Origin of the sequence: Metabacillus sp. 113a (assembly GCF_050107635.1) — a bacterium.
Taxonomy (GTDB): domain Bacteria; phylum Bacillota; class Bacilli; order Bacillales; family Bacillaceae; genus Metabacillus_B.
The window spans coordinates 24842-51716 of the sequence record NZ_JBNILJ010000005.1 but is presented as its reverse complement, the minus strand read 5'-3'; the positions used below and the strand labels follow the sequence as shown (position 1 = coordinate 51716).

Below are 26875 nucleotides of genomic sequence, written 5' to 3'. Positions count from 1 at the left end.
TAGTATTCCAATTGCCGATAAAAAAACCCCTTTTTCATCAAGTCTAAGTTCAATTGGTCTGATAATTGCAGCTGGGCAGGCGGCGGTAGTCCTCTCCGCCGCTGTTCGCCTGCAGGGTCTTACGTGTCCCGCTGCTCTTATCTTAGCCCGGAATCTGCCAAAACCGACACTATGCTTTAACAAAGCCTTCATTTTAAGGAGGCAGCTGCCGTTAGCTTCTGGAATTAATCTTCGAAAGAAGGCGAAGAATTTCCAGGTACAGCCATACTAGCGTGACCAGCAAAGCAAATCCGCCATACCATTCCATATGTTTAGGCAGTCCGCTTGCAGCCCCGTGTTCAATAAAATCAAAATCCAAAACGAGATTCAAAGCAGCAATCACGATAATTACAAGAGAAATGATTATTCCAATCATATTTGATTCATGGAGAAACGGGACTGCAATCCCAAAAAAACTAAGAACGAAAGAAATCAGATAAACCATAAAAACGCCCATCGTGGCTGCAGCCACGCCAAGCCGGAAATTACGAGTTACTTGAATCAGCCCGCTTCGGTATACAAGAAGCAGCCCAAGGAAGATCCCCATTGTAATAAGTACGGCCTGCATAACGATTCCTTCATATATACTTGAATAATAAGCAGAAATTCCTCCAACGAACATTCCCTCAAGAACCGCATATACAGGAGCTGTAATGGGAGAGGCTTTTGGGGCAAAGCTTGTAATTAACGCAAAGATCAGTCCCCCGATGGCTCCGGTTATCATCATCGGCGCCACATTATCCCCTTGCGCTGCATATGCCCAGGTTGCACCTGCTGATACAACTAAAATAAACAGCAGCAAAAAGGATTTGTGCACAGTCCCCATTAGGGTCATCCGTTTACCGCCTGTATAGCCGAATTGTTTTTCAAAAGACTTCATTACAGGATTAGCCGTTCTCAATGTGAATCCTCTCCTTTTTCTTAATTATCCTATTACGAAACGTATTTAAAAATGGTTTCACTTTTCCTTATTATGTTGCTTTATTAAAGCATGGTGTTGATTTTTCACACCTGTTGATTGGAGCGGAAGGCGTGAGACTCCGAGCTAAGAGCAGCGGGACAGGTGAGACCCCGCAGTCGCGAGGCTCACCGCCCGCCCCGCGGAAAGTGAACGCGTGCAGCGGAAATCAACAGCCAAGTTTAAGTATTTAATACGGATCCGCCTTAGAAACCTTCTTCTTTTTAGCTCATATTCTCCATATAATGAATGAAAAACAAGCTGATCGGAGCGTGAGTGGAATTGAAAAATCCATTAGCAGGAACGACTAAGCAGATCTTCAGGAAAATCGAATCGTTTCAAAACCGAAAAATGCTATATATGTATCGAGAGTACCTCCAGCAGCTGACAGGCGGGCTGCAAACCTTCCATTCTTTAATGGATTCACATATGCAGCTAAAACTTGAATGCCTGTACATAAAAAGAAGGCTGATCCAGTCCAGGCTGATCCACCTGGATCTCAGACTGCTTCAGTCAAAGGATTTTGTCTTTTCAGATGAACTGAAAAAAGTGTGGATAGGCAAAACCATGAACGAATTAAAAAACAATTGGCAAAAATGATTTGGATGGGTCCCGCTCCTCCATTGTATTTTCCATCTAAGACTCCCCTCTCCTGCTGAACAAGTTAAACAGATTCGCTTGCCATCTGCGTCTCAGCTAAATTTCAAAGAACGATTTCATCTGAACATAGTATGATATACCCCTCTTATGTATGAGGAATAACCCAGTAATAAAGAATTTTTTTATCTTCAGCTCCAGGAACGTATGACACCGAAAGCTGTATGTCAGCCTTTTTCGCGATTCTTGCTTATGGGCAAATACCTGCTAGAAACGGCCTTTTCCACTAGACTTCCGTTTTTTTAACCGGTTCAAATGTTTCAGATGCAAATTAACGTGGAACACCTTAGTAGACACAGATTGAAAGAGGAGGCATTCAAACATGCAAGAGCATAAGCTTTATATTAACGGTGAATATGTTGATTCTTCTTCCAGCGAGTGGATTGATATTGTTAATCCTTCAAACGGGGAAGTGATATCCCGTATTCCGGACAGCACAGAAGAAGATGCAGAAAAGGCGATTGACGCGGCTTATAAGGCACAAATAGAGTGGGAGAAAGTCCCTTCTAATAAACGGGGGAAAATTGTCCGTCAAATTGGTGACGAAATTGAGAAGAATCGGGAAAAAATGATTACCCTGCTATCTGAAGAGCAAGGTAAGCCGTATGAACAGTCCTCTGCGGAAGTAGACCTTGCTGTTGATTATTTTCGATACATGTCTGAATGGGCAAGAAGAATCGAGGGAGAAGTCATACAAAGTGACCGTCCAAATGAGAATATCTTTCTTCATAAACGCCCGATCGGAGTTATCGGCGGCATCGTTCCATGGAACTTTCCGGTCTTTATCTTTGCAAGAAAAGTAGCTACCGCTTTGATCGCAGGATGCTCTATCGTATTAAAGCCGAGTCAGCAGACTCCAAACACCGCAGCTGAATTAACCAAAATCATCTCGAACCTGGACCTTCCTAAAGGTGTTTACAATATGATTACCGGTACAGGCTCCACGATCGGAAACGCTCTGGCCAGCAGTCCGAAAGTAGCGATGATTACGATGACAGGGAGCATCGGAGCCGGAACAAAGGTTATGGAAGCTGCTGCCCAAAACATCACGAAAGTCAATCTTGAACTTGGCGGTAAAGCTCCGGCCATCGTAACGAAGCATGCTGATCTGGATTTAGCGGTAGAAAACATTAAAACTTCCCGGATTACCAATGCCGGACAAGCATGTACGAATGCAGAAAGAGTTTATGTGCATGAATCCGTTGCCGACGAATTTATTGATAAACTTGCAGCTGCATTCAAAAAGGTGAAAGTCGGAGACGCCGTTAACGACCGAGATGCAGAAATGGGGCCGTTAGTCAGCGCCGACCGCTTGAAAACGGTGGAAGATGCTTTGCAGCAGGCAATTGATGAAGGAGCAAAGGTCATGGCTGGCGGCAAGCGTCCTGAAGGATTGAACGGCGGCTTCTTCCTTGAACCAACTGTTCTTGCCAATGTGACGGATGACATGGATATCATGAAAGACGAAATCTTTGGACCTGTTCTTCCGGTTACTACCTATACGGACCTGGATGAAGCGATTCGGATGGCAAATGATTCCATATACGGGTTATCTTCATCTGTCTATACCGATGACTATAACGAAGCGATGTACGTATCCAATAACCTCCGCTTTGGCGAAACTTTTGTCAACAGGGAAAACTTTGAAGCCGTTCAAGGCTATCATGCCGGCATGAGACAATCCGGCCTTGGCGGTGCAGATGGCAAGCACGGGCTGGAGGATTTCCTTGTGACGCAGGTTGTCTACATGCAATATAAGACCGATATAAAATAAGCAGCATGGGCTGTCTAAACGTCCAGCTGAGAAACCCCCGTTGTTCACACTGAAACGGGGGTTTCATTATGAAAATCGTTTTGTTTTTATCAGGCTGCTTTGAGCGGAAAGCGACATACTCCGAGCTATATCCTGCGGGACAAATGAGAAGACCCCGCAGCTGCGATGCGAGAAACCGGCCGATGGGGACAAAACCGGGTGGAATTTCTGCCCTTAGAACAGCGCGAACATGCTCGAATTATGCCGAAAAGTCTTTATATGAAAAGTACGGACAATAAAATCAGAATACGGACAATAAAACTGCAAGTACGGACAATAAAACCAGAGTACGGACAATAAAACCAGAATACGGACAATAAAATTTAGGTGCGTAGCAAATACCAATATGCGGGACAAAACCGGGTGGAATTTCTGCCCTTAGAACAGCGCGAACATGCTCGAATTATGCCGAAAAGTCTTTATATGAAAAGTACGGACCATAAAATCAGAGTACGGACAATAAAATCTAGGTGCGTAGCAAATATCAAGAGCTGTCTGGAACGGAAATCAGCGGGAATTGACCTTCTATAAACCTGGATTGTTTTAAACGTGCTCCCTCTTTTCAATAAAGACAAAAGAATGGATGCAGCCTTACTTCCATTAGTGACGGAAAAACAGGGTCTTTTTTGCGGGCAGGTTAAAGCTTCTTTTTCATGAGCAAAACGCTGACTTTATATACGGATAAAATCCCAAGCAAAATGGCTGCAGCTGCGGCCGTTCTCGCTACTGCCGGTGCGGCAGACATCTGGTTAACCGCTATAGCGACAAGAGCCCATATAAAGACCAGTCCGTATGCAAGATCATTTTTACCCATAATCATATATGCACCGAGTAAAGCTGAGACCGCCAGCATGATGATCGTCCAGGCAAGCTCTCCAAGTCCAAGAAATGAACTGATATCGTTGGCTTCAAATACAATAAATACATTCACAATCGACGCTACGGAAATCCAGCCCATATAGACAGAAATCGGAACATTGAGGAAAAAAGTGGTTTGACCGGATTTTTCAATTAAGGAATAAATAGTAATCAGCGTTCCCAGAATCCCTGCCATTGCAAAAATAGTCAGATTAAATAATTCATAATGAAAGAGCACAATCCATAGAGCATTAAGCAGAGCATTCCCAGCAAAGTAAAAGCCAATTTCCCTGTAAACGTTTTTCTCTGCAACCGGGGCAAAAAACGCGCGCACAACCCATATCGCGAGGAGTATATAAATAACGCTCCAAATGGCGAATGCATAGCCCGCCGGTTCAAACAGCACAGGGATTCCCGCTGATACTTCACCCGTTGTCTGTCCGTTTATAGGGAGAGCATTTGCCAAAAAATTTACCCCTACCATAACTATATAGGCCAGCACATTGACTATTGCAAGAACCTTAAAGCTTTTCATCTGATCCATCCTTTCCTATACTTCATACATATCCTCCAATGATTGAGAACATGTCTTAAACTTTTCCCTTTCCTTAAACTACTCACTCTTCCTCAGCCGATTTAAAACCTATGGAGAGGGTATAGATAACTATCTTTATTTGCAGGAGGTTAATGGATTGAAAAGTCAGTTTGCCGAAACGAACTTGCCACTTTTTTCCTCTTCTTTATGGAGACCCGTTGAACAGGAATTATCGTTCCCTCCGCTTGCAGAATCCTTAAAAGTTGATGCGGTGGTTGTGGGAGGTGGAATTACAGGAATTACAGCTGCCTATCTCCTGCAAAAATCAGGAGTTCAGACCGCCTTAATTGAAGCAAAAAGTATTCTTAGCGGTGCAACCGGCCATACGACAGCCAAAATCACTTCCCAGCACGGACTGATCTACGATTCACTTATTCACAATCATGGAGATGAACGGGCAAAGCAGTATTACATGGCAAACGAAGAAGCCCTTGGATTTATTCGGGAGACAGCAGATCTGCTGTCAATATCCTGCCAGCTTCGTACTCAAAATGCCTATTTGTATGCCTCAACGGACAGCGGGGCAGAAAAGATCCATTCTGAATACAAAGCATATGAAACGCTTGGAATACCAGCCGAATTGACTGACAGCACTCCCCTTCCTTTCTCTGTAACATCTGCTATCCGCCTTAAAAATCAGGCCCAATTTCATCCGGTTGCTTATTTGTCAGGTCTGCTGAAGGAATTCGTTAGCTCCGGGGGATTTGTTTATGAGCATACCCGGGCTGCAGAGCTTGTAAAATCAGAAATGCCGGCAATTGTTACATCTGAAGGACATAAGGTAAGCGCGAGGCATGTCATCATTTCTTCCCATTATCCGTTTGCAGATTTTTCCGGACTGCAATTTGCGAAATTGGAACCTGAAAGATCCTATATTCTTGCAGCCAGAACAGCGTCTCCATTTTCTGAAGGCATGTATATCAGTGCAGATGACCCAGTGCGCTCATTGAGAACTGCAGAAGATAATGGAGAAAAGCTTGTCCTGATCGGCGGCGAAGGACATAAAACCGGCCAGACTGAAGATACTTACCAATGCTATGAAGCACTCGCTGAATACGGCCTGAAATATTTAGACGCAAGTGACATCCGCTACCGATGGTCAACCCAGGATTTAAAAACACTGGATGGAGTCCCCTACGCGGGACCCATAACAAAGCAGCAGCCCAATATACTGATGACCACCGGCTACGGTCTTTGGGGAATGACAAATGGAACAGTATCTGCTCAGATTGCTGCAGATTCCATTCTTGGAAAGGATAACCCTTTCGCAGACTTGTATTCTCCATTTCGTTCAGCTTCCAAGTCAGCCTCAGCGTCACAATTTATTAAACAAAACACAGACACTGCCAAAGCATTCGTAAAAGGAAAGTTCAATCACTCAAACAAGGAAGTGGATGAACTGCAAAAGGATGAGGGAGCGAAGCTAAAAGTAAACGGGCAGAAGGCCGGTGCTTACAGGGACACTGCAGGAAACGTGACCCTCGTAAAGCCTGTTTGCACCCATATGGGCTGCGACCTGGAATGGAACAATGGAGACAGGTCATGGGACTGCCCTTGCCACGGCTCCAGATTCAATACGGATGGAGAGATTCTGGAGGGTCCTGCTGTCAAGCCGCTACCTAAAATCGACTGATGGGCGGCTGCGCTTTGAAAAAGGAAGATACAGCAGAAAAAAACTTACAAGCATGACCGCCTCCATATTATAAAGATACCAAGGCCATGCCCCTAAAAATTCCAGAAGGGAATTCCCTTCTGGTTTTTTCATGAGGTATAAGTAATTCGAGCCCAGCAGCTGATTTAAGCCGTAAACAGCAGCACCATAAAGAGTGATGACCGCTGCCGTTATCCATAACGACTGAAGACCAGGTTTATAGCCTTGAAAAACAAACATAAGGCATGCTATGATCACTCCTCCGTGCGAAAGGAAAAACAAGAAGAAGATAAGGTGGGGAAACGAGTACGTACCGAGATCCGGAGTCGCAATCGCTTGAAACGAGCTGGCCAATCCTGCATACCAAAGAAATGCGAACAGTAGCCGGCTACTGGTGAACAGCATGATAATTGATAACAAAACAGCCAAATCACTCAGATGGAGAGGGAGATCTTCAGAGACGGACCACTCTCCAGCCGCAAACTTCCAAATCTGCTCTGCCGCTTCCGACCCGAACAAAAGAAATCCGAGAGAATAGCGAATAAGATTAAATCTGGTGCGCAGAAAAAAAATCAGAAGAGAAAAGATAAGTATGATGAAGAGTGTTAAAACGTGCTCAAGCGAGAATACCTGGAAGGAGCCGCTCATAAATAATCACCTCATCCTCATTCTGCGCATCTATGAATGGGCTTATCCACTATAACGAAAAGCATGATTTCATTACTTATCACAAGCGAAACCATCTCCGTCACGGTCAAGCCGATGGGGATCTCCTGGTCCTGCGGCCTCAAAAAACGCCTGAGCCTCTTCATGGGACTTGAAATCCCCGCAGTCACGGTCTTCTCCGTTTGGATCAAACACCTCGCGAGTGCCTGAATCAGGAATTTCAGCCTCTCTTTTTTCTTCAAATCCATTTTCCGATGCATAGTCTTCAAGAGACCAGATATTCTTATTATCCTGCTGAGCTTGTTCCTCTGTTCTTTCGAAGGAGTCCAAATACTTTGTGTTAGGCGGATATACCGCAACTCTTGCCAAGCCGTTCTCAAGCAGCTGTTCATTAAACAACTTTCCGTCTATCCAAATGTACGCGAGCATCCGGCCATACCGGTCCCTTTCTTCTACCCAAGGCTCCAGCTCTACATCCTTACCTTCCAGATGCTTTCGTGTAAAGTCTGATGACTCTTTTCCGAATGGCTGAGGGTTTCCTTCATATTTCCCTCTGCTTTCGGGAGTATCCACAAGGATCAGCCGGACTTTTTCAGAAAGCCCATTTTCAAGCTCTACTTTAATCGTGTCCCCGTCTGTAACGGAAATCACTTTAGCAGGAATAGTTTTGCCTTTTTCTTCAAAATCGGCCACCTGCTGTTTTTCGCTGCCGGGTGCAGGGCCTCTGGCTGATTCAATATCCGCACAGCCGGTTAGCACAGCAGTTGCGAGTAAATGGATAGCAATTATTTTAATTTTCAACTCTATGAAACTCCTTTACAGGGATGGTGCCTTTAATTATAAGGTTTAACACCTTTATATACAAAGAAAGAAAGCAGGTTTTGTCTTTATAGTTTTCCTTCCGGCGCTTGCCATCTATATATAGCCGCTCACCCTAACAGGTTCCACCCTATGCATCAAAAAAAAACACCACAGGAACCCTGTGGAGAATCAGCATTTAACCTGCTGGAGTCTATTCATTCTGACAAGATCTGCAGTCTCTGTAACATTGACTAAAGCCTAACGGAAACAAAGTGCTGCAGACATTTGAACAAAACCTTGAACAATTCCCTGATCTGCAGTGATTGGCAGCACCTTGGACATTTTCTTTTCTCCTTGCATGGCGGCCGCCAGTACCTTGGATTTTTCTGCAGGTGCCGTTATCTGAACTGCCCTGCACTCTGTTTCTGCAGCCGCCGTTATCTGAACTGCCCTGCACTCTGCTGTTTCTGCAGCCGCTATTAGCAGATTTGGCTTGGACGCTGCGGTATCGATGACCGCTGCCGTTTGCAGCCCCCATTGCATCATTCGTTCGATTTCCCCATAAAAAGCTCATGTAGTCCCCTCCTTTCGCTGATAGAGTATGCAGATTCTATCAGCTTGGAAACTTCATTTGCCCCTGATAGAAGAGAAAATTTCTTTTAACGCGGCGCCCATAGAATGACGCCAGCCCCAATCAGACATAATGCCGCTCCTAACGCGTCATAAAAATCAGGTGCCTTTCCATCGATCCCCCATCCCCACAAAAGGGCCAAGACGATAAACAGACCGCCATAAGCAGCATAAACCCTTCCAAAATTAGGGAAATCCTGCAATGCAGGCAGAATTCCATACACGATTAGTACAAGCCCTCCAAGTACCCCATACCAAACCGGCAGGCCATTTTTAATCCAGAGCCAGATTAAATACGCGCCGCCTATTTCGGCCAAGCCTGCCAAGACGAACAGAATAATAGATTTAGACAACACCATCACATGCTTTCTGCTGAATTTACTTACTCCAATAACTAGAATAACATACCAATATTTTATAAACCAAGAGGCTTCAGTGGAACTGAATAACCTCCCTGCCCCCTTCCTCTTAATTCAACAGGAAGGGTTAAGAAATGCATTCGATTAAGTAGATGACTGGACCGGAAGAAAAGAGTATGATAGGTTTATCAAAATATAATATTGCCGCCATCTCTTTAAAAGAAGCAGAATCTTCACAAAGGCAGCTTAAGAAAATGGAGCGAGGGGCCTATTGTTCCCTGAGGTGATAAATCAGATGAATATAATAGAAGAATTAGCAGCAAAAGTGACGGTTAAAAGCATCGATCCTTTTGACCCGGTCCATGTTAAAAACATTCCTGAAGGCTGGAGCTTACTCGGAAGGGGAAATTACGCTGCTGTCTTTGAACACAAGGAACTTCCAGGAAAAATAGTAAAGCTATATGCAGACAACCGGGGAGGTGCTGATAAAGAAAGACGCGTTTATCAGCAGCTTGGGAGTCACCCTTTTTACTCGGAGATGTACAGTTCGGGAGACCGTTATTTAGTTTTAAGAAAATTGGAAGGCCTGACCCTATACGAAGCTTTGCGCAAAGGGAAATTCATCCCCAGACAGGTCATTGAGGATGTGGATTCTGCCATTTCCTTCGCACGCAGTAAAGGTCTCAATCCAACCGATATTCACGGGAAAAATGTCATGATGAAGGGTGGGAGAGGCTACGTTATTGACGTCTCTGACTTTCTGGAGGAATTCAGCTGTCCAAGGTGGAAAGATTTTAAGAAAGCCTATTTCCGGCTGTATCTTCCGCTCACCAGGTATAAAAAGCTGAAGATTCCCCGGTGGATGCTCGAAAGAATTCGCAAAGGCTACCAAAAATATTTAAAAATCAGCGGCTACTATAAAAGAAAGAAAAGAAGCAGAGAAACAAAACGCCTGGCTAAAAAAAGCTAGGCGTTTTGCACTTTACAGCAGGACAGCCCGCTTTAATTCTCTTGCAGCCAGCAAGGGACTTTCAGCCTTGCTGATACTTGATATGACAGATACCCCGTCAGCACCAGCTCTTCTGACAGCCCTTGCGTTTTCAGCTGTTATTCCGCCTATGCCGACCATCGGCACATCTATTCCGGCATTCCGGATTTCTTCCACTATAGCTGTTCCTTTTGCTTCTTTTGCATCTTCTTTTGATGAGGTGGGATAAACGGGACCTACTCCCACATAATCCGCTCCATCTGCAAGCGCCCGCTCTGCTTCCTCTGCACTGTGAACGGAAACACCTAAAATTTTCCCTTTTAAAAGGGTGGTGAGCTCACTTGCCTTTGCATCATCTTGTCCGACATGCACTCCGTCTGCTCCGATTGTGAGAGCGAGCTCCACATCATCGTTGACAATAAAGGGAATTCCTGCGGTTCTGCAAATGCTTTGAAGCCGAACTGCCAGCTTTTCACGTGCTTCGGCGGATTGAAGCGACCCTTTCCCCTTTTCCCTGAATTGAAAGATGGTCACTCCGCCTTCTATTGCTTCCTTAAGAGTTTCTTCTATCCCTTTAGGACAGTCCTGAGTTCCTGCGATGAAATAGAGAGACAGCGCGTTTTTAATCATTGGCTCTGTTCCTTTGCTGGTATGCCCAATGATTTGTCGGCCCATGACCTGCTCCTATTTCCAGCGTTTCTTCAATAGCGGCCTGGATAAATTGTTTTGCTGTATCAGCGGCCGCCTGCAGGGAAACCCCTTTAGCCAGTTCCGCTGCAAGAGCAGCTGAAAATGTGCAGCCTGTCCCGTGAGTGTGTTTTGTATTAATCCGCTTCCCTGTCAGCCTGGTGAAGCTCTCTCCATCATAAAACAGATCAGAAGACTGCTCTTCGTCGCCATCATGGCCGCCTTTAATGAGGCAGGAAGCAGCCCCCATTCCGACTATGGCAAAGCAGGCCTCTTTTTTATCCGCTTCAGAGCGAATCTCCTTTCCTGTTAGCGCCTCTGCTTCCGGAAGGTTCGGGGTGACAATTGAAGCAAGCGGAAGCAAGTCTTTAACCATGGCCTTTATTGCCTCCTTCTGCAGGAGAGTGCTGCCGCCCTTTGCAATCATGACCGGATCAATTACCACGTTGGTCCATCCGAATTTCCTGATTGATTCTGCAGTACTTTTTATGATGTCTGCGCTGAAAAGCATCCCTGTTTTGACAGCATCAGGAGAAAGATCCTCCCCTACAGCCTCCAGCTGCGAGGTTACAGCCTCGGCCGATAATGGATAAACTCCATGCACACCGAGCGTATTTTGAGCTGTTACTGCTGTTAACGCGCTCATTCCATAAACACCAAGCTCTTGAAATGTTTTAAGATCAGCCTGAATCCCGGCACCGCCTCCACTATCGGATCCGGCTATCGTTAATGCTTTTTTCGTCATATTACACCCTTCCCGCTTCAATAGCTGACCGTTCTGACACATCTTTTTCACTGATTAATGAGAGCTGATTAATAAACTCCATCTGAAAGCTTCCCGGTCCCAGGTCCTTCACAGTCCTTACGGCTGCTTCAGCAGCCGTACCATAGAAAGCAAGCGCAGCCGATGCGGCGGAAAGATGATTCTCTTCGACCGCCAGAAAAGCTCCTACAGTTGAGCTTAAGAGACAGCCGGTGCCCGTCACTTTCGTCAAGATTGGGTGACCGTTTGAAACGGAAATAACCTGGGCTCCGTCTGAAATATAATCAACAGGACCGGTAACGGCAACAACTGTATGAAGCTTAGATGCTGCCGAAATGGCAAGCTCCTTGATGTCCCCCTCTGCGTTTCCTGAATCCACGCCTTTAATCGTCCATTTATCACCAGCCACATTGGCAATTTCAGCTGCATTTCCCCTAATGACCGCTATTTCTACCTCTTCTAAAATTCTTTGGGCTGATTTAGTCCTCAGTTCTGTTGCTCCTGCTGCTACTGGGTCCAATACAACCGGCACGCCATGGTTATTTGCCGCTTTTCCCGCAAGAAGCATAGACTCCACTGTCCGGCTATTCAGGGTGCCGATATTCAATACCAGGGCCCCCGCCATTGCAGCCATTTCCTCCACCTCTTCGATTGCATCTGCCATAACCGGGGATGCACCCAGGGCAAGAAGCCCATTGGCTGTAAAATTAGCTACGACAATATTCGTGATATTATGTATAAGCGGATTGGTCTTTCTCACTTTGGTCAGTAAAATCCCAGCATCATTTCCATTCATTTTTATTCATCCTCTCCGGATAAGAGCTGCATCCCGCAAGCACGGCCGAAAGCGCAGGCATGTGGAAAATAACCTACTGCAGGGTTCGCATTGTTCTGCCGCAGCCCTGAACTGCCCCTCCTCTGCCATTTCCCTGCTTCCAGAAAGGGAGGGCGCCTGCCGAAGGATCCTCCACCTGATAAACAGCAAAAAAGACATTTCGCATAGGAGCAAAATGCCTTTTATCATCAGAACATGATAAAGCTGTACATTCTCCCTGCGCTGGCATTATCCAACAGGTTCCTCCGGTCTGCGGCAGATTAGCCCCACTCTCAGCCTGCTTCTGCAAGCTCCCGTTCCCTTATATTTACTAGTAGTGTATCCTTCCATGAGCGATTAAGCAAGCTTTAAACAAGCTTCTCTTCATCCTCATTCCGGTCAGAAGCAATTTTTCCAAGAGACTCATTCATCTTGAACATCACAATAAGGAGTTCACAATAAATCCGAATCGCAAACGGACCGAGCAGCATTGTAAAAAGTCCCATCAATACTTGAAGACCTGGCGTCATTGAATCTGAAGAATTAACCATCATGATGAATCCTGTAAGGACACTGATCCCGCTTCCGATATAAAAAATAATCGTTATAATAGCCGGTGTAATCATCTTATTAAATTGGAAAAATTCCTTCAACTGCACTCATCCTCCCGATTGATTGTACCTTCAAACAAAAGGTATGCATGCTGAAGCTTAGACATTCCCGATAATAGGAAATAAGCTTTACGGGGACCGGTGTGCAGGTACGGATGCTTATACTCAGGGACAGCCTCACGTATCGGAAGTACATCTGCCCAAGACATTCATCTTACAATAATCCCTTTATTTTATATGCTGATGATTCATTAGGAACCCTTTCCTGCCAATAATGAATGGGAAACACATCCATTATCCTCTTTTGTAATTGGTACATAAAAGCGTCATTACTTTCGAATAGATTATGGGTATAGAATATAAATAAAGAATACGTTTTATTTAAGGGGAGCACTGGAAAAAGATAAAGGAGATCATTCATTATGAGGCTGACCTCTAAGATTTGTATGGCGTGCTCAGTATTATCCGTACTATTGTATTTCCTGGCGAAAATTCTTTATTTTACAAAGTATGCCCATTTTATGAATCTATCATCCATTCTTCTAGTTTTCGTTATCATCGTTGCTTTCTTTTTTGATGATCATATAGGGTATTAGAATCTTAGGACTGCCAGGTGACTGCTGGTTCGGAACTCCAATGCGAGTGCACAACATCCTTCACCCTCTCCAGAAGCTAAACCTTCTAATCTGGTGCATTCTATCGAACACTTCTAAATGGAAAAAGCAGCGGCCGGGGAGCCGTTGCTTTTTTACTTTTTATAGTGCGTTCTCATATTTTTTGTTAGTTGCTTCCACCTTGCTTTTTCATCTGCCTGAGCCTTTTAATCCTCTTTACCCGCCATGCAGGCAAGGTCTCGGATAAGCCGCAGGGCTTAATCAAAAAACATCTGCTGGTTACTCTGCCGGCAATAATTATACGGCAATTTTCTTAACAAGTTGCAATGCTGAATCAATAAAGCGCTGTTGACTTTTGCTCCAGGCATTCGCTTTAAAAAACCACGCTTTAACATAGCCAAAACAAAAGAACCGCCCATACCCGCAGCGGCTCTCAAAAGTTTCCACATCAGACAAAGCTTGATCGATTATTTAGAAGCTTCGGCAGACGGCTTTTTCGTATCTGCTCTCTCTTGTTCACTTGCCCTAAGAAATACGAGCCCGTTGCCTTCCGCTTTTTTGGAAAGACCGATCGAGACTGTATTTTTGCAAAGCTGGGCATAGACCTCAGGTTCTGTCAGTGCTCTTCCAAATTCTTTTTCTTCTTTTTGAATAAGAAGAGCTGCTGCTGCAGATGCATGAGGGGTAGACATAGAAGTCCCGGATAGCTTTGCATATTTGCCGCCGGGGTAGGTGGATAAAATATTCACTCCGGGTGCAACGAGATCAATTTCATCGTTCGTATTCGAAAAGTCTGCCAGTTCCTTTTTTTCGTTTATAGCCCCTACCTGAACTACTTCCTTATAAAACCCTGGATAAGCCTGCTCAGATGTTTCTTCCCTTCCGTCGCCCTCATTGCCTGCAGCACAGACGACAAGAATTTGCTTAGCAACAGCGTCGCGGATTGCCTCATGAAGTTCAGGAACATCCTCAGGACCACCAAGTGACATGGAGATTACGCGTACTGTTTCCCCGTTCTCCCCCTTCCATTCGGCTGCATAGCGAATGGCATCGGTGATTCCTTCGTAAGAACCGCTCCCATCGTCTCCAAGAACCTTCAATATCAACAGCTGTGCCTCAGGGGCTGCTCCTGTTACTCCCTGCCCGTTCAGACTTGCTGCCACGGTGCCTGCAACATGTGTCCCATGGAAATGGGAGTCACTGTAATCCCCCTCATCGCCTTCAACAAAGCTTTTGCCGCCGATAATGCGGTCTTTCAAATCCGGGTGGCTTGAATCACAGCCTGTGTCAAGGATTGCGATGACAGCGGCCTTTCCCTTTACTCCCTGTTCCCACAGCTCCGGTGCATTAATCATCTGAATTCCATAAGGGGTTTCTTCCGTAGCCGAATCAAGTACTTCCTCTAATTTAAATGGAATTAATCGAACCCTGCTCATACCCTCGTCCTCCTTTGAAATAGCTGACTATTAGTATCCATGGCAGATAACAGAACGTTTGTTCTTATTCTACCATACTAAAAAAATCAAATCCAGCTATTTTTTACTTCAGCTGTCGAAGATCCTCCATATACCGATAAACCGGAAGCTGTTTCCCCTTTTCAGAAGGAATAAATCCAAAGCTTTCATAGCTGTCCACGGACTCGGGCTCAAGAGATAGAGAGAGCAGATTGGACTGAGGCTGAGCCGTTAAAAAGATGATACTGCCTTTCTTAAGTGTTCGCTTCTGCTTGCTGATTTCAGCTGATATTTCATGAAGCTGAATTCCTTCATAAAGCCGGTCTTCTTTCTTATTGGATACGGTGAACACTTCGAGGGGAAGAGTTTTGTCTTTTCTAAGTGTAAAGCTTTTTAATCCCTGATTTCTAAGCTTTTTTGCAGCTTCTTCCTGCCCGGGCTCCAGGATATACGCCGTCGGTCTTTCTCTTACAAGTGTTGCTTTCGCATCAGAAGCACTCTTATATTTCACAGGAACCTCTTTTACCCTGCCTTCTTCTATGTCGATCATTTCAAGAGTTTTGCCTTGAACAGCCGTGTTTTCACTGTCTATGACAATCTTGTCCCGATCATTTGGGAGAAGTCCTTTTTTTACAAGCTTCAGCCTTTCTCCAGCTACCTGTACTTTTACTTTGCGTGCATTGTCAGCAGTCGTTTTAATCAAGTTTTCATGAGTGGCTATCTGAGCGGCTACCCTTCTTGTAAAATTCTCTCTTCCGATCCCAATGCCCCGGGTCTCTACTAAAAAGGAGATAGCAGGTGACAAACCGAAAGAATTCCGCCCTATTCTCGCTTCCGTACTTCCCTCTTCCAATTCGATTTCATTGCTGCTGCTCAGAACCGCTGTATAGTAGGGTTCATTCGAGAAGCCTTGTTGATCCAATGCCTCTTCTGTGTCCTCAATATAAAGTTCATCTGAAATGTTCCGGATCCGCTCCGGGATATTTAGATTTTTCCCTGACAGCAGCAGGACGTCATGATACTTTAGAAGTCCCAGTTTGCTGAATTCCTGGCCTGCTCCATATTCATGCGCGTCAATTACAACCTCGGGCATGAACTTGTTAAACTCGCTGTGAATAGCCTGAAGCTCTCTTGTCTCAAGCTTCACATGATCCCGGTTTCCATCCAGCCCGTTTTTAAGCTGACGGCTGAACAGATAAGAGCCGTCGGGATTCACTCTCGGTACGATAATGACATTAATATGGTCCAGAACATCATTTCCGAATTTTCCGGATAGCTTTTTTGCCATAGCGAGGACTGCTTCTCCTGCAGCAGGCTCATTCCCGTGAATTTGTCCCTGAAGCCATACTGTAGGCTTTCTTGAAAGAGAGGACGGGTAGATCTTTTTATCTTTAGAAAAATACAGACCTAGAATGGATCGGCCTGACTCAGACTTTCCTATTTCCTTAACCGTAAGATGGCTCGTTCTCTTCTGGAGATCATCTACATATTCTTCCATTTCCTCCTGGGATGTGAATGCCTCACCCTTTCGTGAAAATGCCGGGGTCATAACCTGTGGTTCCAGCTCTGGATACAAGTCCAGTACTTGTTGAGGCTGGCTGTACTCTTTCCCATAGTATGGGGTTTCTGCTGCAGAAGCAGCTTCCGGGTTTCCTCCTGTCAGAATGAGGCTTGCGGCCGCTGCAGAAGCAGCCCATATAATCAAATGCCTTTTCATTCCACCACTCCTTTCCTTGTATAAGTAAAGTATATAGAAATCATTTATTTATCTAAATATTATGAAATATGTGATTTTATGTTGAGGCTTTAGTCATGAGGTGGGATTTTGACGGGTAATGCGGGGCCATCTGCCCGTGCCAGTCGTTATAAACCGGCACGGACTATCTGCTTTGGTTACATAGTGCGGAGGCAATTCAATAACCTATTTGGAGTTAGATCATTGGCAGCTAACTTGAGATTGTATACGCAGTCATTCACTTAAATACCTTTTATAAGCCTCTTCATGAACGTTGATCAGTTTTTCAATCCCCATATCCTGAAGCTTTATTGAGAATTTCTTAAAATCTACTTCTTCTGCACCCATCATCCATTTCTGGATCATTTCATCCCTGTACGCCGTAATCTCCGATTCTATATCATTTTTTATTTTCTCTTCTGCTTCTGTGAAATTCAGAGCCGGAACTTCTTTAATAAAGTAATCATTCTGAACGTAATCTTCTACACCTTCGAGGGCGAGGGGATCCATCCATTGCTTTTCATATTCAAAGTCCTGATGATAAGCGAACATGATCTGGGCACCTATAGAGCGCAGCGCTCCCGGGACATCCGGACTGTTTAACACATCCTTTTTAAATACGGGCTTTCCATTCTCCACCGTATACGTTTCCCCTTCCACGCCGTAGTTCATCAGCCTTCTCCCCTCTTCTGTAAAGAAGTAGTCCAAATATTTTATCGCCGCTTCAGGGTCCTTAACGGAGTGGCCGATTGCGATCCCTGTGTAATTATTAAACGGTGATCGAATGGTCGGTTCTATACGTGTTCCGTTTGAGTTCTCTGGAGGAGCCATGGGGATTAGCAGGAAGTCCTGCGTGTGTTTTTTAGAAATATGATTATACGTTGTGGTACTCGAGAACCAGTCATGAGTTGAACCGCCTCTGTTTTCTCCGAACAATATATCCCGCGACAAGGCACCCCGCGTGAAAATTTCAGGATCTATTAGCCCTTCATCATACCATTTCGCCAGGTTTTGCATCGCGATTCCGAATTCTTTTTGCATCGGACCGTAAACCACTTTACCATCATCGACATAAAAATCACCGAATCCTCCCCAGAGGGTGGCCAAATCAAAGATTCTTGTATTGATTCTCGTAAAAAAAGGAATTTCATCTGCTTTGCCGTTTCCATTCGGATCTTTCTCTTTGAAAGCCTTAAGCACCTTGTAATACTCCTCCACTGTCTGCGGCACCTCAAGTCCAAGGTTATCCAGCCAATCCTTGCGGATAAACCAGCCTTCAGCTGCTTCTCCGTCTGCAATAAAAGGCAGATAATACAGATGGCCATCAGCAGCCTTTGAAACCTTCATGATCTCCGGCATCCTATCGAGATAGCTTTGAATATGGGGAGCATGTTCTTTAATTAAATCTTCAAGCGGGATAAAGGCTCCTTCCTTTCCATATTTATTAAGATTTTCTTTTTTCTCAAAAACAAAATCCGGGATTTTTCCGGAAGCAATCATCAAATTGAATGCCTCTTCGCTTTTAGTTGAGATTTGGGGAGCCACACCTTTGAGGCTTATATTTGTAGCTTCCGCAGCTTTTTTGAATGTGCTCCAATCATCATTAAATATAACCGTTCCGTCATTATAATGAAGATGAATCGTCATTTCCAACGGTTTTTTGCTTGCTCTAAAGCGATGATCCACTTTTTCTTCTTCGTTTTCCGTATTTTCTTTTTTGGGTGCGGCAACTGGATGGCTGCACGCTGATCCTGAATACATCAGCAAACCTGAAGCAAGCATAATCAACAGTTTATTTCTATTTCTCATTTTTTCTCCCCCTCCCCAAAAGCACTCCCATACAGCACGGATTTGCAGGAATAGCGGGTTCCCTTATGGACACCCGCCTAAATTATTATTAAGTGAATAAATGGTTTCAATGAGATGAACGATTTCTTTTGCTTCCTCTATGAACATTGTCCGCTCAGCTGCTGAAGATAACAGCCGTTGAGACTCCTCATATAGCCCATTGAACGGATCAACATTTGAATGGGAAAGCACGGACCAGTTGCCATCTGAAAAAACCCTTGCACCAGCGCCGGTTTCCAATAAAATTTTTCCTTTTGTGAATTGGAGCTCGGTTTGATTTACAAAATCATCGTTTTCGCCGCAAAGCTCAATTTTAACCGGGATTCCCTTCTCCGTTTTAAAGAATGCGCAACCGGAGCTTTCTATGTCCTGGTAGCGGGTGTGCCATTTTAGATCTGAACTGACCGCCTCAAGCCTCTGGTCTGTCAGCCATAGAATCTTATCGAAAGAATGAGCTCCAAGGTTCATAAAAATTCCTCCGCCGCACTGATCTTTCTCAAAAAACCAGCCGGGCCTGGCGGAATGAAAATAGGGCAGATGCCTTTTGTCTAGGATCCCCAAGAGGTTCCCCAGCCTACGGGATACTATGATCTTTTTCACTGCCTGTTTTTCAGGAAAATAGCGCTGAACATGAGCAGTCATTACTTTTATTTCCATTATATCGCAAATATGTTCAATTTCCAGACAATCCTGATAAGTGATTGCAAGCGGTTTTTCAATTAGCAGATGACATTTCTGTCCGGCACACCAGATAGCTGCTTCCTTGTGAAGATGATGTGGAAGCGAAATCACAACTGCATCCGGTTTCTCCAAAAGTGTCATAGTTTTGTAATCTTTATAATAAGCAAGGCCCTGTCCGGTGATTTGCGCTTTTTTCCCTTCATCAAGATCAGCCGCCGCAATGAACTCAAGCCCGGGCACCTGGCTGACTGCCTGTCTATGATTGCTGAATATGGCTCCAGCTCCAATAATGGCCAGCCGAAAATGCTGCATCCGCTTCCTACTTCAGACCGGATGAGCCGGCACCGTGGACAAAGTATTTTTCTGCGAATAAAAACACGATTAATATCGGCAGCAGACTCATTAACGCAGCGGCAACCATATATTGTTCGTTTCCGTAGAACTGGCCTCCAAGCGCGAGAACTCCGAGCGGAAGTGTGTATTTTTCTTCTGTTGAGATAAAGATGGCAGGTGCAAGGATCTCGTTCCACTTTGAAAGGAAAGTAAAAATAGCTAAAGTAGCCAAATAAGGCTTGCACATTGGCAGGAAAATCTTCCAGTACGTTTGAAATGGATTGCAGCCATCGAGTTTTGCGGCTTCTTCATAGTCCACCGGAATATTCATAAATGCCTGCCTCATTAGAAAAATTCCAAATGGCTGGCCGAGCCATTCCAGAATCCATAAAGGGGTGAGGGTGTCCAGCATTCCAAGCTCCTTAAAAATAATAAACTGCGGGATGATCGTTACAACCGGCGGGATCATCATCGTCCCGAGAACAAGCATGAATAATGTATTTTTGAGAGGAAAATCAAGCCTTGCAAATGCATAGGCGATCATGGAACTTGAGAGAACGCTCCCCGTAATCGCCAGGACGGAGACGATCACGCTGTTGAGCGTATATTGTCCGAAGTTCGACAGCTGAAAAACCTCAGGATAATTGCTCCATTGTACTGGATCCGGAATCCACACGGGAGGCACCTTCGTGTATTGGGCATAGGTTTTCAAAGAATTTGAAATTGCTGTTAGGAACGGGACAACCATGATTAGCGAACTGATGGCAATAATCACATAAGCTGTCCATTTTCTCTGACGGGAATGCTGCATATGTCCGAAGCCCCCTTCTTTTTATTTATCGTAATACACCCATTTCTTTTGGACGAAGACTTGAATCATCGTAAAGATAAAGAGGACGGCGAACAATACCCACGCAATAGCAGACGCATAGCCCATCTTAAGAAACGAGAAGCCTTCCCGGTAAAGGTAAAGCATGAGCACAAGACTGGAGTTGTTCGGTCCTCCCATTTGCGCCACATCATGAATTCCCCCTGTCATAACATAAATCTGTTCAAAAGCCTGAAACGTATGAATCGTGCTCAGAATTAATACGAGAAATGTGGTTGCTGATATTAAAGGCATTGTAATTTTAAAGAACTTCCTAAGGGAACTTGCTCCATCAATGTCAGCTGCTTCATAAAGCTCTCCGGGTATATTCTGCAGACCCGCCAGGAAAATGATCATCATATAGCCGACGCCTTTCCACACAGCAATCCCGACCAGCAATGGAATGACCATCGCTTCATCATTCAGCCATTTTTGAGCAGGCAGCCCCAGACTTGTCAGAATATGATTCCCCGCTCCGAAACGGGGATTAAATATAGCATCTGCCACGAAATTGATAACCGCCCAGGAAGATATTACGGGTATAAAATGAGCCATCCTGAAAAGCTTCATTCCTTTTAATTTTTGGTTGAGGGCAACCGCTAAAATTAATGCGAGAATTGTCTGCAAAGGGACAAATAAAACAGTAAAATACAAAGTATTTCCGAATGACTTCCAAAACAAAGGCTCCTCAGCCAGCTTAGAATAATTGTCCAAACCCGCCCACTCAGGGGGAGTGAGGAGATCATAGTTCGTAAAGCTGAAATAAAGGGATGCTGCAAATGTAATCCCAATAAACACAAAATGAATAAGGTAAGGGAGGACCATGATCAGTCCCCACTTCCTCCCTTCATTCCACCAGCTTCTTTTAGGCTCCGGTACAGAAACGATGGTCTCCTGACTGCTTATCTTTATCTCCTTCATAAGGTTGTCTGCACCCTTCCATTACTTCTTATAAAATTGATCCAGCACCTTCTGGATTTCCTGATCTGCATTTTTCAATGCCTGGTCTGAAGTCGTCTCCCCTCTGAAAGCCGGATAAATCGTGTCTGTAAACTTTTGATTCCATTCATTCCACACAGCGTTTGTATAAAGGGTTTCTGCAAACTCAAAGCTGTCGACAAACGCTTGTTTGTTTGCCGGAGTCTCACTGGATTTTAGGAACACATCGGAATCCACGACCGATTTTTTTACAGGAACTGCTGCACCAAGCCTTGCCCATTCTTCCTGGACGTCATCGTTTGTAACCCAGTTTTGAATAAACTTCCACGCAGCCTCAGCCTTCTTGTCATCTGTTTTCGAACTGATTACCCATGAGTTTGCAATAACGGAAGTCGCTCTTTTCCCATCGGGTCCTTTTGGCATCAACGTTACATCGTAATTAAGACCGGCTTCATTTGCTGCCATCGTCCGTGCATAAATTCCAGTCACCATCGCAGCTCCTCCGCTTGGAAAAGGAGAAAATGGACTTTGGAAGCTTTCAAGATCAACCGGATCAATAATGACGCCCTTGTTCATCCCGTCAATGATCCAATCAAGCGCTTTTTTATTTTCCGGAGAATTCACTACAGATTTTTGAAGGGATTCATCCAGGACATCTCCTCCAAATGATTTCAAGATCGGGAACCAGCCCTCCGTAATGTTAAAGAAAGAATAGCCATACTGTGAAACGGAATCCGGATTAAAACCTGACTGAGTCGCGTTTTTACCATTTCCATCCAGCGTCAGCTTCGCAGCAGCTTCCTTAAGATCATCCCATGTCCATTCTTCTGTCGGATAATCGACCCCAGCTTTATCAAACATATCTTTGTTATAAAAAAGAGAAGCAATTTGCACGCCTTCCGGAACGGCCCAGTACTTTCCTTCCGGATCTTTGTTAAAATCAAAACCGTAGTAATCATCCGTATTTAGATTTTTTTCAATCCAAGGTGTTAAATCGCGAATCGCATCACGTTCTGCGAATTTCTGTACAAAAACCCCATCCGAAAGCCAAATATCAGGCTGGCTTCCTGCTGCTATCTGCGTATCAAGCTTTTGAAAGAACTGTCCGTATGGAGCTGTCTGTGTTTTAATTTCGATGTTTGGGTTTTCCTTTTGAAAGTTTTTAATGACTTCACTCATGCTTTTATCCGTTGTCCCGGAAGAGTAGTACCCAAGGGTTAAGGTCATTTTTTCAGTATCTTTTTTACCTTCACCGCTCCCATTACTTGCTGTGCTGCTGCATCCTCCCATCAAAGCCGTTATGATGAGGACCGCGATAAGAAATCCATTCGTCCATTTTCTTTTCATATCCTGTTTTCCCCCTATAGCCTTTTTGAGTTAATAATGGTTTATAAATGCTTGGCAATCCATTCGATTGTAGAGTCAACGTGCTGAGGATGAGCTGCAATATCATGTCCTGAATACGGATAAACGAGCAGTGACTTTTGTGATTGGATTCGATTGTAAACAGCCATGACCGAAAGGGGAGGACAAATGACATCCTTTAATGAGACCGAAATGCGGATATGCCTCTTAATCCGGTCTGCAAAGTTCAAATGGTCAAAGTAGGAGAGAGCTGTTAACACCTTATCCGTTCGATCCGGGTATTTGTTTAAGTAGGATTCAATGTAGGTTAATGAGCCTTCAAGCTTTTGTTCGAGCGCGAGCTCAATGTGGCACATATTCGGAACATCAGCGATGAATAAACATGGCCTCTCGTCAAGGGCTGCGATAGCGAGGCTGATCCCGCCCCCAAAGCTTGCTCCCATAACAGCTACGCGATTAGGGTCAATCGCCGGATGATTCATGATAAAATCAACTGCACGGATAGCATCCGTGTAAACCCGGAAGTAATAATACTCCCTTTTGTTTCCCAAACCCATCGTTGCCCAGGAACCGGCATGGCCTCTAGAATATGAGGCTGAATCACCCGTCTCTCCATGTCCTCTGCAGTCAACTGCCAGAACCGCATAGCCCTGAATAAGCCAATGCATGTATTGAGCCGGAGACCCCTTAGATCCCCCATATCCGTGGAATCGGATAATACACGGGTGAGGCTTGGGTGTATCCGGAAGAAGCAAATACGAGTGGATGGGTGTTCCATCCATCCCTCTATAAATTACTTTGTAAACATTTGCCTGGCGAATTGGATAGTTTATTTTTCCATCTTCTGCCATTAATGGAATCTTTTTGCTCTCTTCCAATGCTTCCTGCCAAAAAAATTCAAAATCATCTTGCTTAGTAAGTGGCGGGAAGTAGGTGTTCCATTCATTCAATTTTTGTTTATAAAGCTCCAAAACTGAACCATCCCCCCTTGACAAGACTTTCAGAACAGATACCTTTTTGCTGGCTGAGGATCCAAGCAGCACATTGAGTTATTGAATCATCCTCCTTGTAAGCGCTTTCTAGTTCCTGTTGTCATCTTATAGGAAAGAAGCAGGATATAACTATCTCAATTTTCTGTACCTTTACACATTTTTTACGAAATTAGAAAGAAATAGAGGTTTATCAAAAGAAATGAATATAAAATGGGGCGTTCACTCGACTTGCAGGGGAGAAAATGCGGGCGTTTTCATTTAAACGAGCAGTCTGAAATCAGCCTGCTGCTTGCACTTGACACCCTTAAAGCAAATTAAAGCAGGGCCTGCCTAGAAGCCCTGAAGAAGGAAAATAGGTAATAAAAAATCCCCCGCATACCGGGGTATTTATTCAAAAAAATCGCTCGATCCAAAGAAGTGGTTAGACTGCATGTAAAAGCAGCGGGGGTGGGTGAGAAATCCCGCTGCCGAGAAGCGAAGACAAGAGCCCGTTAAAAGGGTGCAGCCTGAAGCGGAAATCAGCCAGAACATACCAATCGTAGAAGGGAGAAAGCTTACTGTGCAATCCCTGCTGATACGAATTAATTTTCAATCCATTTTCACATATTGCCCGGGTGATAATCCTACGTATCTTTTGAAAAGACGAATAAAAGTATTTACGTTATTATAGCCGACAAGACTAGCCGCCTCACTGACTTTAATGTTTCTGTCAGAGAGGAGTTCCTTTGCCTTTTGAATTCGGAATCGATTAAGGTACTCCTTATAATTCTCACCTGAATACTCCTTGAAGATGGTGCTGATGTAACTTGGCGTCAGCTGAAAATAATCGGAAAGGTCCTGCAGTGAAAGGTCTTCATTATAATGCTGATGGATATAAGCGACAATCCGTGATGCAGCAGATGAACTTTCTCTTACAGAAGTAATTTCAGCAGATGCCTTGGAGAACGTCCTGACAATTTCTGCTTTCAGGGTCTCACGGTCCCGAATGGCACTAAGCTCAAGGTGAAGCATTTCATCAGGAATTCTTGAAGAAGTTTGAATAATCCGGTTTACCGTCCCAGCCATTGCAAATACGAATTGGGATAAAGCGGTTTTATTCAAGTTCTTTTCATCGAGGTTTTCTTCCAGTATCCGGTTTAATATTTGAAAGGCCTTCTCTTTTTTTCCCTGAATAAAATAATGAATCAGTTCTTTTTCTACTTCAAGCGGATAATAAAAAGTCTGCATTAACTTTACGGAGAGGTCGTCCCAGCATAATATTTGCTTTTTTTCCACTGAAAGCCGGTTTTCAAGCAGTTCGCTAGCCTGCTGGAATGACTGGTCCGAGCTTGCTAAATCATCCGCCTCCTGACCGATTGCAGCCGTGATGTGCCGGCTTATCGAAGAATCCAAAAAATTTATGGCTGCCGTCAGTTTCTTTTTTAACTCTCCAGAAGAAATTCCGGCTGTGATTAAAGCGGATCTTCCAGGAGAAAGCTCTGCAAGCTCAAATGGCACGTCTTCACCAAGAACTTCCTTCAGAAGCTGTACAGCCTGGACATTAAGCTTTGATCTTCCCTCCTGAAGAAGCGGCATACGGCTGTAATCGAATTCAATAATTGATACAGTTGTTTTTCCTTTGTAGCAATCAAGCTGAAACTGTTCCATGCCGCGAAGAATTTGATGTTTAGGCAGAAGACCATGTATGGCATCCCATAAAAATTTCATTTTAAGAGGGACTTGGTTGTCCTTAAGAACTTTTGACAGTTCCCGGTTCGCTTCTCTCATCCGCTTTGCTGTTTCCTGAAAGAGAACAAATTCATCCTCACCAGCCGCCATTGGATCGTCCTCTTCTCTAATTGCAGCTACCATTTCCTGTACAGGACGGTACGTATGACGGATAAGCGGATACGCAATGCCGAATCCGGCAAGCAAAAGGGCAGCAGGAATAAGGGCCGCCGCAAGCCATTGGCTGTTTTGACCGGATTGTTCAGCATTTAAAGGGGCCGCGTATACAAATTGCACATCCTTCAGGCTTTTAGAGCCGATCGTATGAATGATTCGGTTATCCTTTTCTATTTTCCAGTATGAAGGAACTTGTTCGTTTTTCTCAGATATCACAGTTAAAAGCTCCCTGTTTAAAACGCTGTTTTTCTTTTCACCTGAATCAAGCGGAAGAATCTCCTTTCCGGAGATAATCATCAGGTCGGTATTCTTCGTTTTTTCTGTCTCAGGCAGCAGGTTAATTTTATTGAACGAGAGGAAAAACAGAGCCGTTTTTTCATAGCTGATGCGATATTTTTTTACAAAAGAAAAAGTATCACTGTCCTCATTAAATGAGAGGAGGACCGTTTCAAAATAGCTGGACCAGCTTGTGTCCTCCGCAAAATTCTGGAAATTCCTCCTCGCTTCCTTTGTAACGTGAAGCTCATTAAAAAACCGGTCGGCTGGCATGGTGTGTTTTGAGGTGATGACCGTGTCATCATTTTGGAGCATCAAGGAGATATCATAATCATAGTTGGAGAATGCTGTTTTGTTGCGCTGAAGCTCCTGAAGTACCCTGCCCATATGGTAATACTTTAATTCTGTATGGGAAAAACGCGTAAAATCCTTGAAGGCTTCACTTGTTTCCAGCTGAATCATCCCATTCAGGGCTACTTGAATACGCTGATCCATCATTTCCTGCACCTGCTGCAGCAAAAGCTTTTGACTGCTGTTTCTCTCAACACGGCTTATTTCCATATTTTTCATGTAATAAACTGCAAAGACCCCAACTGAGTAAAGAATGATAATGAAACAAAAAGAATAGAAAAGTGTCCGGTAAAATTTATTTTTCCACATTGTAGATGCCCCCTCTGCATCAGACCTTTGTTCTATATGTTCGAGTCCCCCTCTTCCAATTCCTTCTATTCTTACGAAGCAGCTTCGGCTCCAAGTCCCTTTTTGTCATCAAAAAAAGCAGTGCACTGCTGTCCTCCAGATTTGAAATCCAATGGATTGTCTTGTAAAATAAAAAATTGTGTAAGAGTCCGGCTAGAATATTTTTGGGCGATGTTAAAGCTCGATGATGAATGTAAATACGTGTTGATGAGTGCCGGCTGGAACGGCGGGACAAGCGAGATTCTGCAGCAGGCAGCGCAGAGGAAGCTCACCTCACCGCCATGCAGGAAGTGAATA

Annotated in this window: 24 protein-coding genes; 5 read left to right on the top strand and 19 right to left on the bottom strand. The window is 44.4% G+C overall.

What is annotated here, in order from left to right; translation table 11 throughout:
• Window positions 1-211 precede the first annotated feature (211 nt).
• Window positions 212-940, bottom strand: a complete 729-nt coding sequence (locus ACQCVE_RS10360; protein WP_426844960.1) for a Bax inhibitor-1/YccA family protein — start codon at window positions 938-940, stop codon at window positions 212-214.
• Between the two features lie 339 nt (window positions 941-1279).
• Between ACQCVE_RS10360 and ACQCVE_RS10355 the strand changes: the two genes are divergently transcribed.
• The 3 genes from ACQCVE_RS10355 to ACQCVE_RS10345 all read left to right on the top strand — a co-directional run bounded on the left by ACQCVE_RS10355 (window position 1280) and on the right by ACQCVE_RS10345 (window position 3706).
• A complete protein-coding gene (locus ACQCVE_RS10355) occupies window positions 1280-1597 on the top strand; it encodes a hypothetical protein (protein WP_426844959.1) in 318 nt (105 codons plus the stop codon).
• A gap of 379 nt (window positions 1598-1976) precedes the next feature.
• Window positions 1977-3428 (top strand): aldehyde dehydrogenase, encoded by a 1452-nt coding sequence (gene aldA, locus ACQCVE_RS10350; RefSeq protein ID WP_426862705.1) that lies wholly within the window; start codon window positions 1977-1979, stop codon window positions 3426-3428.
• Between the two features lie 68 nt (window positions 3429-3496).
• Window positions 3497-3706: a hypothetical protein gene (locus tag ACQCVE_RS10345; protein ID WP_426844957.1), complete on the top strand. Its 210-nt coding sequence runs from the start codon at window positions 3497-3499 to the stop codon at window positions 3704-3706.
• A gap of 398 nt (window positions 3707-4104) precedes the next feature.
• Here the strand turns inward: ACQCVE_RS10345 and ACQCVE_RS10340 are convergent, their stop codons facing one another.
• A complete protein-coding gene (locus ACQCVE_RS10340; protein WP_426844956.1) occupies window positions 4105-4860 on the bottom strand; it encodes a tryptophan-rich sensory protein in 756 nt (251 codons plus the stop codon).
• A gap of 157 nt (window positions 4861-5017) precedes the next feature.
• Between ACQCVE_RS10340 and ACQCVE_RS10335 the strand changes: the two genes are divergently transcribed.
• Window positions 5018-6553: an FAD-dependent oxidoreductase gene (locus ACQCVE_RS10335; RefSeq protein ID WP_426862703.1), complete on the top strand. Its 1536-nt coding sequence runs from the start codon at window positions 5018-5020 to the stop codon at window positions 6551-6553.
• Here the strand turns inward: ACQCVE_RS10335 and ACQCVE_RS10330 are convergent.
• The 4 genes from ACQCVE_RS10330 to ACQCVE_RS10315 form a co-directional block, all read right to left on the bottom strand.
• On the bottom strand, window positions 6536-7219 hold the full coding sequence (locus ACQCVE_RS10330) for a TIGR02206 family membrane protein (RefSeq protein WP_426862701.1): 684 nt from the start codon (window positions 7217-7219) through the stop codon (window positions 6536-6538). The two genes, ACQCVE_RS10335 and ACQCVE_RS10330, sit on opposite strands and share 18 nt — an antisense overlap.
• 72 nt (window positions 7220-7291) lie before the next feature.
• A complete protein-coding gene (locus tag ACQCVE_RS10325; protein WP_426862700.1) occupies window positions 7292-8038 on the bottom strand; it encodes a thermonuclease family protein in 747 nt (248 codons plus the stop codon).
• Window positions 8039-8296: 258 nt separating this feature from the next.
• Window positions 8297-8584: a hypothetical protein gene (locus tag ACQCVE_RS10320; protein ID WP_426862698.1), complete on the bottom strand. Its 288-nt coding sequence runs from the start codon at window positions 8582-8584 to the stop codon at window positions 8297-8299.
• 113 nt (window positions 8585-8697) lie between these two features.
• Entirely contained in the window at window positions 8698-9021 is a 324-nt protein-coding gene (locus ACQCVE_RS10315) for a YnfA family protein (protein ID WP_426844951.1), read from the bottom strand.
• A gap of 301 nt (window positions 9022-9322) precedes the next feature.
• Between ACQCVE_RS10315 and ACQCVE_RS10310 the strand changes: the two genes are divergently transcribed.
• On the top strand, window positions 9323-9997 hold the full coding sequence (locus tag ACQCVE_RS10310; RefSeq protein WP_426844950.1) for a serine/threonine protein kinase: 675 nt from the start codon (window positions 9323-9325) through the stop codon (window positions 9995-9997).
• A 12-nt stretch (window positions 9998-10009) separates the two neighbouring features.
• On the opposite strand, the gene thiE is transcribed toward ACQCVE_RS10310, so the two are convergent.
• The 13 genes from thiE to ACQCVE_RS10245 form a co-directional block, all read right to left on the bottom strand.
• A complete protein-coding gene (thiE, locus tag ACQCVE_RS10305) occupies window positions 10010-10645 on the bottom strand; it encodes a thiamine phosphate synthase (protein WP_426862696.1) in 636 nt (211 codons plus the stop codon).
• A complete protein-coding gene (gene thiD / locus ACQCVE_RS10300) occupies window positions 10638-11447 on the bottom strand; it encodes a bifunctional hydroxymethylpyrimidine kinase/phosphomethylpyrimidine kinase (protein ID WP_426862694.1) in 810 nt (269 codons plus the stop codon). The genes thiE and thiD overlap by 8 nt, the downstream gene beginning before the upstream one ends.
• Before the next feature lies 1 nt (window position 11448).
• Window positions 11449-12261, bottom strand: a complete 813-nt coding sequence (thiM, locus tag ACQCVE_RS10295) for a hydroxyethylthiazole kinase (RefSeq protein ID WP_426862692.1) — start codon at window positions 12259-12261, stop codon at window positions 11449-11451.
• A gap of 386 nt (window positions 12262-12647) precedes the next feature.
• Window positions 12648-12932, bottom strand: coding sequence for a DUF4282 domain-containing protein (locus ACQCVE_RS10290; protein WP_426844946.1), 285 nt, complete (start codon window positions 12930-12932; stop codon window positions 12648-12650).
• 1039 nt (window positions 12933-13971) lie between these two features.
• Window positions 13972-14940, bottom strand: a complete 969-nt coding sequence (locus ACQCVE_RS10285) for a S8 family peptidase (protein WP_426844945.1) — start codon at window positions 14938-14940, stop codon at window positions 13972-13974.
• 103 nt (window positions 14941-15043) lie between these two features.
• Window positions 15044-16675, bottom strand: coding sequence for a M14 family metallopeptidase (locus ACQCVE_RS10280; RefSeq protein WP_426862691.1), 1632 nt, complete (start codon window positions 16673-16675; stop codon window positions 15044-15046).
• Window positions 16676-16927: 252 nt separating this feature from the next.
• Entirely contained in the window at window positions 16928-18502 is a 1575-nt protein-coding gene (locus tag ACQCVE_RS10275) for an extracellular solute-binding protein (RefSeq protein ID WP_426844943.1), read from the bottom strand.
• Between the two features lie 63 nt (window positions 18503-18565).
• A complete protein-coding gene (locus ACQCVE_RS10270; protein WP_426844942.1) occupies window positions 18566-19534 on the bottom strand; it encodes a Gfo/Idh/MocA family protein in 969 nt (322 codons plus the stop codon).
• A gap of 7 nt (window positions 19535-19541) precedes the next feature.
• Entirely contained in the window at window positions 19542-20366 is an 825-nt protein-coding gene (locus ACQCVE_RS10265) for a carbohydrate ABC transporter permease (protein ID WP_426862689.1), read from the bottom strand.
• Between the two features lie 21 nt (window positions 20367-20387).
• Window positions 20388-21344, bottom strand: a complete 957-nt coding sequence (locus tag ACQCVE_RS10260) for a carbohydrate ABC transporter permease (RefSeq protein ID WP_426844940.1) — start codon at window positions 21342-21344, stop codon at window positions 20388-20390.
• Between the two features lie 21 nt (window positions 21345-21365).
• The gene (locus tag ACQCVE_RS10255; protein WP_426844939.1) at window positions 21366-22709 is read right to left on the bottom strand and encodes an ABC transporter substrate-binding protein; all 1344 of its coding nucleotides are present in this window, start codon (window positions 22707-22709) and stop codon (window positions 21366-21368) included.
• 41 nt (window positions 22710-22750) lie between these two features.
• Window positions 22751-23698 carry an acetylxylan esterase gene (locus tag ACQCVE_RS10250; protein WP_426862688.1) on the bottom strand — a complete coding sequence of 316 codons (948 nt, stop codon included), beginning with the start codon at window positions 23696-23698 and terminating at the stop codon, window positions 22751-22753.
• Between the two features lie 609 nt (window positions 23699-24307).
• Window positions 24308-26539, bottom strand: a complete 2232-nt coding sequence (locus tag ACQCVE_RS10245; protein ID WP_426862687.1) for a helix-turn-helix domain-containing protein — start codon at window positions 26537-26539, stop codon at window positions 24308-24310.
• Window positions 26540-26875 lie beyond the last annotated feature (336 nt).